This window comes from Ruegeria sp. BJ5 (assembly GCF_056537865.1).
The window spans coordinates 1,397,764-1,409,501 of record NZ_JBQFSH010000001.1 but is presented as its reverse complement, the minus strand read 5'-3'; the positions used below and the strand labels follow the sequence as shown (position 1 = coordinate 1,409,501).

The following is an 11,738-nucleotide window of genomic DNA, read 5'->3' as shown; positions in this document are numbered from 1 at the left end:
CTCACTAGTCAAGCCATTTACTCAGTCGGTCCCAAACTAGTTCAGCAAGTCGTTTTGACCGAGTTTCGATAAAGTCAGCATCCCATGTGTCCGTCTTTTCTGCCAAGCTTTCGCACATTGGCAGATACTTTGCATTGTCAAGCACGTCTTGAGCTTTCAGACTAATCGAAAGACCGATTTTACTGCACTCATGTTTCCTAGACTTAAACTCTTCTTCGTTCTTGGCGGAGAGAATTCTATACAATGCTTTTTTGTGCTCCCACTTCTTGTTCCCTACAATGGAGTTTTCGGGCCCCGGGAGTAGGGTCAAGTTTCCAAGCGAGTCTACGGTAACTGGGTCGGCATAAATTTCTTCTTCCCAGTCGCCAGAGTTGCTCTGTGGAGCTATGTGCTCCAATGTTAGGTAGCTCTTATCATGCCAGTGTTGCGTGGTCAGGAGTGGAAGTACCCCTGCGCGCCCACGTTCAATGAGTCCAGGTTCCTTGCTGTCTGTAACCGCATCGTGCGAGGCGAGGAACAAAAGGAACCTAGCAATCGTTTTCTGACTGTATATTGGCTGCTTAATTACAGCATCGACCCAATCGGCTTTGCTCCAGATGGTATCTTTTTCTAGAAAATGAATTAAGGACTTCTTATAGTTGGAGATTGATACAGAGCCGGTATGCTTTTTGGGCCTGACTGCCAGAGGACCATACTTGCCATCAATTTTTTCGGAAAGAACTTGCCTGTATTTTGTGTCTATGGTGGTTGATGTCCCCCCTATTGCGGCTCTCCACATAACAGAGAACGCAATACTTGAACGAAGGGCTGCCTCAAAGTCTTCAAACCGGCTTTTCACATCATCATCTTCTGCGGTTTGTAGAACGTCAAAGAAACGCCCTAGCGGGGCCGCGACGATGCTATGATCGATTTCACGAAGTACATCCAATCCGACGATCGTGTCGGGCAAAAGCTGATTGCTTCCCCTTAAGACAAGAGGCTCGTCAACTTTTCGCCGCCAGACAACCTGCAAAAACTTTGAGAGACTAGAGAGCCTCCTTACAAAGCCTCTCTTATCCTCGATTTTGTCAAGGACATCACTCTCAAACTGGTCTCTGAGCCATCTCCTCTGGTCCGCCAGCTTTTTTTGCAGTTTCTCGCCTGTTTCGGACAAGGCAAATGGGACTAGCATCACAGACGTTGCCCGCTGACGCTCCTCAGCTTTCTTGAATGTTTCAAGATAAGATTCGATCTGCGTTACATATTCGAAGGACGGTGATTTCTCGTATTTCGCCATTCCTTCGGCTTCGATGACTTTCGGCTTGAAAGTTTCAAATGCAGTAAGCGGTTCGCCAGTCGTATTTAGAGCCTCAAACATATCAAAAGCGTCGTCTTCACTTTCGGCTGTTACCACCGTGAAAGCCATGCGATCGCTCATGTATTTTGTTAACAAAATGAGCCTAAGCGCGTTACAGAATATATCATAATTCTTTTCTTCAATTCCGTCACGCGCAAACTCGATGACTTCTTGCGGAACCTCGAAGCCCCATATCGCCTCGCATAGTTCCGTATTTTGAATAACACCTAGAAGTTCCGGAAAGTCATTCTCCTCATGTTTCTTGATGCAAATATCATTAACTCTTTTCTGAATATGTTTGAAGATATCGGATACTACGCGATAGTGTGGGAGTAACTCTCCATTATCATCCTTCGGGGCATAGCGAAAAATCTTTGTTGGTTCTCTCTTGAGGTGCAAGAAATATTCCCAAAGCAAGCGAGAAATAGGGCTTGAGTACTTTGCCTGGCTCTCTCGCTTCGACCAGACATCCTCATATGCTCGGGCCAACCTCGGATAGTGCTGATGATCGGGATCACCGGTTTCCATATCGAGGAACAAAGATTTCTTAAGGCGAGCTTCTTGGATTTGTAGCTGCTCCTCCAACCAATCAAAGGCAGGCTCACGTTTCTTGGGGAAGCTTGCGCGTAGCCGACAAGTTACGTTGGAAATTGCAGCATTTATCATCAGAAAAGTACTTATTCTCTGCTGCCCATCAATTATGGTCATGACTTTAGACGGCATTTCTGTCTTGTAAATCGGCTGTACCGTCGCGTGCTTCGTGTCGTGAATTGCGATAATCGTTCCTAGAAAGCTTATGGTGTTATCTCTTTTTTGCAGTAGGTGCAGGCCATGAATTGCATCCTCAAAAAGCCGATCAACATTCTCAGAACTCCAAGCAAAGTGCCTCTGATATGCTGGAATATAGCAGCCTTGCCCTGTTGTGATTAAAAAAGCCCAAGAGCTTTGCGCTGTTGCCTTAAAAATGCTTTCGATATCAACGGACATTTCTCTGCCTCATTCTAGGTTATTATGGTTTTCAGATCATATGTTCTAGGTCATACGCTCGCAGTACAGGGGATAGCGTATGGTATGCTTCTGATCGATTCTCGGATAGCGACGAGAATTCGGCGACACGCGCTAATTCTGATTTGATCAGACGTTTGGCATAGTCCGAACCTGTCTCATAAGCTTCAGGAAGCACAACAATGAAATCATGGATAAGCGCCCGTTCTTTTCCAGGAGATCGCCGTAGTATGCGTCCACGACGCTGCACAAATTGGCGGGGGTCGCGAGAGCTAGCAAGAATATAGGCCGTGCTACAGGCGGGTACATCAATTCCTTCATCGAGACAACGGATTGCCACCATTGCATCGATGATTCCGAGCCGGAAATTCTCAAGAATGTTGTCGCGGTCCTTGCGAGATTCACGTGATGTGAAGCGAGATACGTCCCAGGACATGCCGTGGAGCATAGCGCTCACTGCCTCCACCTGCCTCTTGCCTGCACTGACGCTGTCTTCTAACCCAGCCTGTTCTTCATCCGTCTCGACCGTGCCGTCGCCGCAATAGAACAGAGTGTGTTGTGTCGGTTTCTCGCCCGTCAGCACAGCCTGAAGCGTAGGAAGCTTATTCGCCGCTGAGCCGACCAAGCGCGCCCGTCGCATCAGAAGCCCTGTGAGCTGCGGCGACATCTCGCTAGCCTTGCCGTTCTGCCGTGCCATGATGCGGCCGATCTGGTCCGAAAGATCGACGAACTCGTCAGCTTCGGCCTCCGTGAATTCCACGATGTGCGGGTAATAAACGTAAGGCGTCAGCACCTTGTCTTTGATGGCCTGTTTGAGTGTGTAGCGGGATACGATATCGCCGTAGAACTCGTTCAGGCGCTCGTTGCGTTCTTCATCGAGATAGTGCTGAGGCGTGGCCGACAGGCCGATGCGATATCGGGCATGCGTCGGTAGGAACCCCTCATATGCTTTTGAGGTATGGTGGTGACATTCGTCGCCAATCCAAAGCAGTCGATTGCCTTTGACCTTTGAAAGGCAGTCTTGAAACTCCGGGCTCTTGAGCGTCCGATTAACTACAACGACAGCGCCAAACTTTCGACTACCCATGGTCAACTCGTGGACCATGTTGCGCAGCTTCCCCTCCCATTGAGACCGGGAAATGTAACACTTGACCGGGTAGATGTTGAAAGTCGCCAGTATGTCCACCCACTGGTCAGCAAGGTTCTGATATGGTGCGGCAATCACGCAAGCTAGACCATCTATCGCCTCCGATAGTTTTACAATCGCATGAATGGCAGTGATAGTTTTACCCGCGCCGGTAGCGAGATCAAAGGTTCCCTGAAAATCTCCTTTGGCTTTCCACGCTTCAAGAGCTGCGATCTGATGATCGCGCATCTTGAATGGCTGCCCGTTGATTGTCTTTGGCTCCCGGGGTTGCCCAGAAATCGTACTGTGTTCTGAACCTGACTTTGCCAGAATCCTGGCGGCAATCGCGGCCTCGATCTCGGGGTCCGGCGTATAATCCATCGCCCGAGCCGTCGCGATAAGTTTATCCTTCACGGCCGTCGGAATGTCGATAACTGCCGTGGAACGACTTTCATTCCGCCATAGCCTTTCGAAGCTTTCGATGTGGGGATCATAGAACTCAGCCTGCTCGGGAAGCCATGTGCGGAAAACGTTAATGGATTCGTAGTTGTGCGTTGGGAGAAGGGCATGCGTGCTCTCGTTGGCCGATCCAGCGAAGACAACACGGTCCCCCGCTTCATCAGTGATGATGCCGACCTTGTCGTGATACATCCCGCGTTCTCGCAAGGCGATCTTCACATCGAGACGACCGTGAGCCACTAGCCAGGAAAGTGTATCAAAGCGATTTTGGAACAGCTCATCGCTCACGTTGCTGATCATTTCGAGAAGCTCATTTCCGACTTTTTCGGAAATCTCTTTCTCTTTGTACCCTTGTTTGACCGCCTCAAGGTCTTGCGTGTCGGAAAATGCGCCTAGGATGAGACGAATCTTCCCTCCATGCTTCACAAAAGTCGAAAGCGCCTGCGCTGCATAACTAATTGTGGAGGCAGAAAAAAAACCGACAGCGCGATCATATGAATTTGCGACCGACAGCGCCGGAAAATAGAAATCTTCCAAGATATTGTCGAGGTCGGACTTGTAGACGCCCTTGTAACTCAGGTCCCGCAACATTCAAAAGGTAATCCCCGAGACGTCAGGTTCGTCTTCATCTGCGCCTAGATATGCTCTTTCTTTCAGCATTTCCAGGATGTCGCGATCAGGGTACTCGCCACCGCCGCGCCGAAGAGCCTCACCAATGATTTGTAGACCACCATTCGCATACTCCTCGAAGATTTCCGCGCATCGGCTTTCTTCTCCGTCTTTGAGAACCTCAGGGTCTTTCGTTTCGGCGAGTGCGATAAGGTAGATCAGGTCTTCTGCATCACCACGCTCGAACTGTTGGTAAGACACATCCTCGACACCGGCGTCTTTGTCGAGCGGAACGCGTCGCTTTTCGGAGTAACCGAGCAGGGCTGCGAAACATAAGAGTTCGCGTATTGTAGGAAAAAGCGTCCGATCGGTTTCGGGAAGTTTTTGCATAGCGAGACGCTGAACCATGTCTTCATGGAGGCGACTTCTATTGATATTTGGTGCGCGTGAACTCATGGGCCTGTAATCTCCACAATTTCTGTGCCGTCGAACTCGGCATCGAACACAGCGGTCCTGAATTCCTTGCCCTTGAAGTATCGGCTTTCTGGTTTGCGATCGCCACCGGAGGCAGTGTTGTGCCTAACAAGAAGATATTCTGCCCCAAGGTGATCCTTCAGCGCTTCAAGTACCTCTGCTGAGCCTTGTGATTTTGAGACTAGTAGCACAACCTGGCGTGCCATCTTTGGTACGAACTCGGCCGTTGTAGCCCGATATGCCTCGTCAAGTTGACCAAACGGTGAGTCTAGCACAAGCGGGGCAATCGTACCCGGTAAAAGACGATAGTCTTGCGCATTCTGTCGTATCTTGGCGAACTCAACTAGAGCTGCGGTAAAGGCAAGTCCTAGAAGTTGGTTTTCACCACTCGATTTTGGAAGCGCAGTCCCGTCGGAGTTAACAAGGCTGATGACGTACTCATCAGTCATGCGCAAGTTCAGAACTTTTCTAGTTGTCGCTTCAAGGATGCGTTTGATACCGGCACGAAGGACCCGTCTTGCTTGATCTTCTTCCGCTACGAGTTGTGTTTCAAGCTTGCCCTTGATGTTTTCGCACAGGTTCCGGCGCCGACCATAGATAGCAGTCTGCTTATCCTGCTTGGCTAACTCGTTGATCTCACCATCGATCTGGTTTTTCTCGCGCTCTGCACTCTTAATCTTTGTATCGAATGCGCCGATCTGGCGGTCAATCTCACGAAGCTCGTCCCGGAGCTCGTTGCGCTTCCGTTCACGTTCTGCGATGTCTTCGAAATTAATGCCCTGTAGCTTCTGACTTATCTCCGCGAGCTGCGCTTCCGCCGTTGCGAATTCGTCATTAGCATCAGCAAGCTGTTTTTTTGCTTTCGTTAGACGACCTGGTGCTTTGCCGCGTTCGGTTTTGAGTGTCGTCAGTCTTGCGCGAACCTTCGACACACGATCGCGCATGACTTGGTTTGCCGCCTTCTCAAGAAGACTTGCAACTTTTTTTGCCTCAGCGCTTCCAGGCTCCAACTTAGCGCCACAAATGCACTCCTCAGCATCAAGTACATCTTTGACAAATTCCTCATTGTACGGTGAGGGAATGCGCCCGCGATGTTCTTTTTCATCCAAAAAAGAGAAAGTCTCTTCAGTTATACGCTTCGATACTATGAAGCGCCCATTCTCCCCAAGCCATTTGTAGACTTCGTCACTACACTCCTTCTGTCGGCGCTGCGCCCGCTGGAGCTGGCCCGATAGTCTATCGCGACTCTGCTGGAGTTCTTTAGCTGCAGCTGTATTCCGGAGCTTAGCATCAATATCTTTTATTTGCTCGTCTGTCTGCTCGCGTTTTTTCTCCATCTCAATGATGCTTGCCTTGGCAGCATCAATCTGGCCGGAAAGAGCGTCATGGCGGCTGTTTAGCTCTTCGATTTTCCGTGTTGCCGCAGTTGATGGAATTTGCTTTCGGAAGTGGTTCGATACCGCTTTAAGGTCTTCAATTGCCGTCTCTATCAACGAGCAACCGAGGATGTCTCGAACAGCGCTACCCACCGATCTTCTGTTATTCTCTCCGATAAATACTTCGGCATGTTCTCCGTCGAATAAGAAATGTGAAGCCATTTCTCGCGGAATAACCGTGTTGATGAAAGTCTCTGGCGAGTCCAGTGTAATTTGACTGCCGTCGTCAATCCTCGCGACTACAAAGTCACGCCCCGATGATGCACTTATGTTGGCAAATCGCTTGGCGATATATCGACTTTCATTGTGCTCGAAGAGCACTTCGACAGAAGCAACTTTACGACCTGCCTTCTTTGCGTCGTAGTTTAAAATTTCCTCGCGCTTTTCAAACCTTGAAGTCGTCTCTCCGTAGAAACACCAAAGCAATGCGTTGAGTAGCGTAGTTTTTCCCACGCCGTTCTCTGCATAAATTAGTGTGACGTTTCTATTTGGGTCTTCAGAGAACCGGATGAACGTGTCACCGTAAAAGCATCTAAAATCAGTCAGTCGAATCTCTTCAAGAATCATTCGCACCATCTCCCGGTTTTGTATGGCGCTCGATGATCTCGCGAAGCTTGCGTTGCCGCTCTGTCTTCACGTTGCGCTTCTCAAAAAAGTAGTTGCGCTCTAGCTCGATGATCTCCCGGATGACGGGATCATGCTTGTCGTCCTGTATTTCTTGCTCGCTCACCATATCAATCCTTCCTGCCCACGATCTGTAGAATTGCAGAGCAGTCGAAAAATTGCAACCTTCGCGAGTCTCTTTAAGCGGTTGAAAGTTATGAATAATACCACTGTTCCGCCGCTGTGCCGCAGAATGTCTAGTTTGTTAAGTGTCAGGCAACTTGCTGCCTTGCCAAGGCAATGCGTTTTTCTTGCGCCTTCAAGAGCTCACCCAACAAAAGGAAGGAACTACGACGATTGAAGTGGCACTGCTTAAGAAACTCGTCCCGCAGGGCGGCAATCTAGGCTAGTCTAGTGGGACTCTTACTCGAAATTACCTAGTAAAACGTGGGGCAAATCATAGTCCCACTAGCATGTATACACTTGATATTCGCCGAGAATTTGATGCCGCCCCCGGGCACCACTTCAATTCTTTGAAACCTCTTGTATATTCACAACTCTAGATGGATTGATGTCGAGCCGAAAGCGGTCGATTCGCGACTTGCGCAGCGAACAACGCTCGCCGAACCCCAGATCAACATGCAGTATTTGGAGCCAAAATAGGTGGCTCTTCAACGTTTGGAATTTTTGCGCAGGTCGTTTTGCGCTTTGCCGTACAGATCCCAATTACTGTGGCACACTGTTCGAAATGAATAGTGCCCAATCTCTTGATCCAACGATTTTCAGAGATTTAGTGGCTGGGGTGGTAGGATTCGAACCTACGATACACGGTACCAAAAACCGCTGCCTTACCACTTGGCTACACCCCAACGGTGAGCGGCTATCTACGATTGTTGGTGACGGTGTTCAAGTGCTTTCCCGCAAAAAATCGAGGCCCGCGAAAATTTTTTTGCGGCGATCTATTTGGTCTCCAACAGCACCGCTCCGGTTCGGTTTCCGGCCTCGACCGCACGGTGTGCGGCGGCGCATTCTTCCATCGAATAGACCTTTTGGATCGGGCAGTTCAGCGCGCCGTCGGCCAGCGCGTGGTGGAGGTTCGCGATCGCTTCGTTGCGCAGATCGGCCGGCAGCAGATACACCAGAACCATTTCCAACGTCACCGATTTGAACATGAGCGGGTAAAACGGAAGCGTCGGCGTCATTTTCTGGGCCGAGCCATACGCATTGATTCTGCCGCTTTCGGCGATAACTGCAACATTGGTTTCGACGTTTTGGCCAAACTCCACATCGACGATGCGACCGACCGGACGCCCTTGATTGGCGTCCAGGATCTGTGCCGGCAAATCGGTCGCCGTGTAATCCAGTACCGCATCGGCTCCGGCCTTTGTCACACGTTCGAAGTTGCGTGGACTGGCTGTGGCCAGCACCTTTGCTCCGCCCCATTTGGCCAACTGGACGGCAAGGAATCCGACCGTCCCTGCACCACCGTGAACCAGCAGGGTTTTACCCGATACCGGGCCACCGGAAAACACGGTGTGGCTGGCGGTCAGGCCGGGAATCCCAAGGACGGTACCGGTTTGCAGCGCGACCGTGTCGGGCAGGTGAACAGCCTGTTCCGAGGGCAGGGTGATTTGGGTTGCGGCCGTCCCGAACGCACGGCCCCACTGGCCGTTCCAGATCCAGACCCTTTGACCCACCCGCGAGTCCGGAACGCCTGGCCCGACAGCCGAGATGACACCTGAACCGTCGCTGTGCGGCACGATTACCGGGAAAGGCGGCTTGGTGATCCCGGGCCGTGCCCCCGCACGTGCCTTCACGTCCGAAGGGTTCACTCCGGAATAGGCCAGCGCAACTGTCACTTCGCCCGGGCCCGGGGGTGTATCCGGCAGTTCTTGAATGGATAGAACATCAGCGGCGGGTCCAAATGTCTGATAGGTGACGGCTTTCATGGCGGCTCCGGTTTGTCGCGTCGTGACGTTCACCCTATCGTCGCGGGCCAGGAATGCTAGCCTGCCAAAAAACCATGGGAGATCAGAGTATGAAGGCGTTGCGCACACCGGACGAACGGTTCCAAAATCTGCCCGACTATGATTTCGCACCCAACTACCTTGAGGTGGATGATACTGAAGGCGGCGCGTTGCGGGTCCACTATCTTGATGAGGGGCCGCGCAAGGCAGTTCCTGTACTGATGATGCACGGCGAACCCAGTTGGTCTTTTCTGTATCGTCATATGATCCCGCCAGTCGCCGCCGCGGGTCATCGGGTCATCGCTCCGGACCTTGTGGGTTTCGGCAGATCCGACAAACCCGTCGAGCGCGGCGACTATACCTATGCGCGCCACGTCTTCTGGATGGGTGACGTTCTGCGTCAACTCGATCTGCGGGACATCACTCTGGTCTGTCAGGACTGGGGCGGATTGATCGGGTTGCGCCTGTGGGCCGAGATGCCGGACAGGTTCGCCCGGGTCGTTGTCGCCAACACGGCCTTACCAACCGGGGACCAGCCCTTGGGCGAGGCGTTTGCCGCCTGGCGACAGTTCAGCCAGGAGGTGCCGGATTTCCGCGCCGGCCGCATCGTCTACGGCGGAACGGTTTCAAAGCTGACCGAGGACGAGGTCGACGCCTATGACGCGCCGTTCCCTGACGATCGTTTCAAGGCGGGGGCGCGACAATTTCCGATGCTGGTGCCTGACCGCCCCGACGACCCCGAGTCTGAACCGAACCGACAGGCTTGGAACGTTATCCGCGGTCTGCAAACCCCTGTCCTGACGGCTTTTGGTGCTGAGGACAGGATTATGGCCGGGGTGGATGGGGTTTTTCAGAAACTTTGTCCCGGTGCGGCGGGACAGAACCATGTTGTGGTGCCGAAAGCCGGTCACTTCCTTCAGGAGGACGTGCCCCTGGAACTTGCGGAAACGGTTCTGGCCTTCATCCGCGAGACGGCCTGAGCAGCGGTCTCATTCTCGGATTTCGTCGGGCTCCACGCCCCAAAGATTGCTTTTGAGGGTCCAGCCGCGATAGCCACCGGCCGAAATGCGGCACCAATCCACCGTGCAGGTGCCCAAGCGGGCCACGACGCCTGTTTCGAAATGAGCGTTGACCGGGGATTTGGGGTCGGGGCTGGCATAGACCGGCAGCATGTCCGATTCAATCAGAACCGTGCGGACACCTGACAACAGTGCGTAGTGGACCCATCCGCCAGCCCCGTCGCGATCCTGAACCTTGCGCCAGTTGCCGTATTCGGCCGTCACCTGAAGTGGCATGCCGCGGCGCTTGAAAACCCAGTCAACACGATGAGTCAGCGAAGGGCCGCGGCGTACGTTCGCCTCGGCCGCCTTCATCGACACGTAGCGCGGCAAAGGCAGGTTCGTCACCTGCCCGCGTTTTTCCTGCGCGTGCGCGATTGCGCCTGTCAGGAACAGAAGCGTGATTAGAAATGCCAGAACTGGGCGTTTCGCCCTCAAGAAAGCACTCACTGCCTGCCCGCTGATTTGCCTGTCTGCCGTGTTTCAAAAAAGGTTGGGGCGATGCCCATGGGGTTCTTGTGCCCCGGCTGATCCTGCGCCACGATGCCATGACGCGCATCGGAATGCAAAGCGGTAGGAGGGCTGAAGTGCCAAGAGAACGTCTGAGTGTTGTTGTAACGCGACGGTTGCCCGAAGTGGTCGAGACACGTCTGAGCGAGTTGTTCGACGTCCGTTTGCGGGACACCGACACACCGATGACGCGCGACGAGTTGGTCGAGGCGGTCAAACAGGCCGATGTGCTGGTTCCGACGATCACGGACACGATCGACGCGGGTGTTTTGGGCCAAGCCGGAGAGCGGCTGAGGCTGATTGCGAATTATGGCGCCGGTGTCGACCATATCGATGTCGCGACGGCCCGTCAGCGCGGCATCCTGGTCTCGAACACGCCGGGTGTTCTGACCGACGATACCGCCGACATGACGATGGCGCTGATCCTTGCCGTAACCCGTCGGATTCCCGAGGGTCTGTCGGTTATGCAAAAGGGGGACTGGACCGGCTGGGCGCCGACGGCATTCCTTGGCGGGCGGATAGGAGGCCGGCGTCTGGGCATTCTGGGTATGGGGCGGATCGGACAGGCCGTCGCGCGCCGCGCCCGGGCCTTCGGAATGCAGGTCCACTACCACAACCGCCGCCGGTTGCGTCCCGAAATAGAACAGGATCTTGAGGCGACCTATTGGGAAAGCCTCGATCAGATGGTGGCGCGTATGGACGTGATCTCGATCAACTGCCCATCAACGCCGTCGTCATTTCATCTGATGAACGCGCGACGTCTAAAGCTGATGAAGCCGACGGCGGTCATCGTGAACACGTCGCGGGGCGAGGTGTTGGACGAAAACGCGTTGACGCGGATGATCCGGGCGGGCGAGATCGCCGGTGCCGGGCTGGACGTCTACGAGCACGGAACCGACGTGAATCCCCGACTTCGGCAGCTGCCGAATGTCGTGCTGCTGCCGCATATGGGGTCGGCGACGCTCGAGGGTCGCATCGAGATGGGCGAAAAGGTCATCATCAATATCAAGACGTTTGAAGACGGGCACCGGCCGCCTGATCAGGTCGTTCCCGCGATGTTGTAAGAAAACGCCAAGGCATACGTGCTCCTGCTGTTTGCAAGGCAGAGCTTTGCCGTCTTTGGCGGTCGTCCCCGCACATGGTTGCGGGGCAGCA

9 protein-coding genes and 1 tRNA gene are annotated in these 11,738 nt (G+C 53.2%); 2 read left to right on the top strand and 8 right to left on the bottom strand.

Translation table 11 applies throughout. The annotated features are described in order from the left end of the window. Nucleotides 1-4 precede the first annotated feature (4 nt). The 7 genes from ACR0NY_RS07010 to ACR0NY_RS06980 form a co-directional block, all read right to left on the bottom strand. Nucleotides 5-2,323, bottom strand: coding sequence for a DUF262 domain-containing protein (locus ACR0NY_RS07010; RefSeq protein WP_170368869.1), 2,319 nt, complete (start codon nt 2,321-2,323; stop codon nt 5-7). Nucleotides 2,324-2,354: 31 nt separating this feature from the next. Beyond that, entirely contained in the window at nt 2,355-4,517 is a 2,163-nt protein-coding gene (locus ACR0NY_RS07005; RefSeq protein WP_170368868.1) for a DEAD/DEAH box helicase family protein, read from the bottom strand. After that, complete coding sequence (locus ACR0NY_RS07000) at nt 4,518-4,991, bottom strand: DNA phosphorothioation-associated protein 4 (RefSeq protein ID WP_170368867.1); 474 nt, start codon at nt 4,989-4,991, stop codon at nt 4,518-4,520. It abuts the gene before it with no gap. Then, nucleotides 4,988-7,012, bottom strand: coding sequence for an AAA family ATPase (locus ACR0NY_RS06995; RefSeq protein WP_170368866.1), 2,025 nt, complete (start codon nt 7,010-7,012; stop codon nt 4,988-4,990). Before ACR0NY_RS06995 ends, ACR0NY_RS07000 begins: the two co-directional genes overlap by 4 nt. Then, entirely contained in the window at nt 7,002-7,175 is a 174-nt protein-coding gene (locus ACR0NY_RS06990) for a hypothetical protein (RefSeq protein WP_170368865.1), read from the bottom strand. Before ACR0NY_RS06990 ends, ACR0NY_RS06995 begins: the two co-directional genes overlap by 11 nt. Nucleotides 7,176-7,842: 667 nt before the next feature. Then, nucleotides 7,843-7,917: transfer RNA gene (locus ACR0NY_RS06985), tRNA-Gln, on the bottom strand. Between the two features lie 90 nt (nt 7,918-8,007). Continuing rightward, nucleotides 8,008-8,997, bottom strand: a complete 990-nt coding sequence (locus ACR0NY_RS06980; RefSeq protein WP_170368864.1) for an NADPH:quinone reductase — start codon at nt 8,995-8,997, stop codon at nt 8,008-8,010. 89 nt (nt 8,998-9,086) lie between these two features. On the opposite strand from ACR0NY_RS06980, the gene ACR0NY_RS06975 reads away from it, so the two are divergent. Next, complete coding sequence (locus tag ACR0NY_RS06975) at nt 9,087-9,995, top strand: haloalkane dehalogenase (protein WP_170368863.1); 909 nt, start codon at nt 9,087-9,089, stop codon at nt 9,993-9,995. Between the two features lie 9 nt (nt 9,996-10,004). Here ACR0NY_RS06975 and ACR0NY_RS06970 read toward each other — a convergent pair whose 3' ends face one another. After that, entirely contained in the window at nt 10,005-10,478 is a 474-nt protein-coding gene (locus tag ACR0NY_RS06970) for an SH3 domain-containing protein (protein ID WP_260066315.1), read from the bottom strand. A 182-nt stretch (nt 10,479-10,660) separates the two neighbouring features. Between ACR0NY_RS06970 and ACR0NY_RS06965 the strand changes: the two genes are divergently transcribed. Continuing rightward, nucleotides 10,661-11,647, top strand: coding sequence for a 2-hydroxyacid dehydrogenase (locus ACR0NY_RS06965; protein WP_170337463.1), 987 nt, complete (start codon nt 10,661-10,663; stop codon nt 11,645-11,647). Nucleotides 11,648-11,738: the final 91 nt, after the last annotated feature.

What these genes read in the sequence shown, in the direction of transcription:
- ACR0NY_RS07010 (WP_170368869.1), bottom strand. Translation starts at nt 2,323, where the DNA reads ATGTCCGTTGATATCGAAAGCATTTTTAAGGCAACAGCGCAAAGCTCT.
- ACR0NY_RS07005 (WP_170368868.1), bottom strand. Translation starts at nt 4,517, where the DNA reads ATGTTGCGGGACCTGAGTTACAAGGGCGTCTACAAGTCCGACCTCGAC.
- ACR0NY_RS07000 (WP_170368867.1), bottom strand. Translation starts at nt 4,991, where the DNA reads ATGAGTTCACGCGCACCAAATATCAATAGAAGTCGCCTCCATGAAGAC.
- ACR0NY_RS06995 (WP_170368866.1), bottom strand. Translation starts at nt 7,012, where the DNA reads ATGATTCTTGAAGAGATTCGACTGACTGATTTTAGATGCTTTTACGGT.
- ACR0NY_RS06980 (WP_170368864.1), bottom strand. Translation starts at nt 8,997, where the DNA reads ATGAAAGCCGTCACCTATCAGACATTTGGACCCGCCGCTGATGTTCTA.
- ACR0NY_RS06975 (WP_170368863.1), top strand. Translation starts at nt 9,087, where the DNA reads ATGAAGGCGTTGCGCACACCGGACGAACGGTTCCAAAATCTGCCCGAC.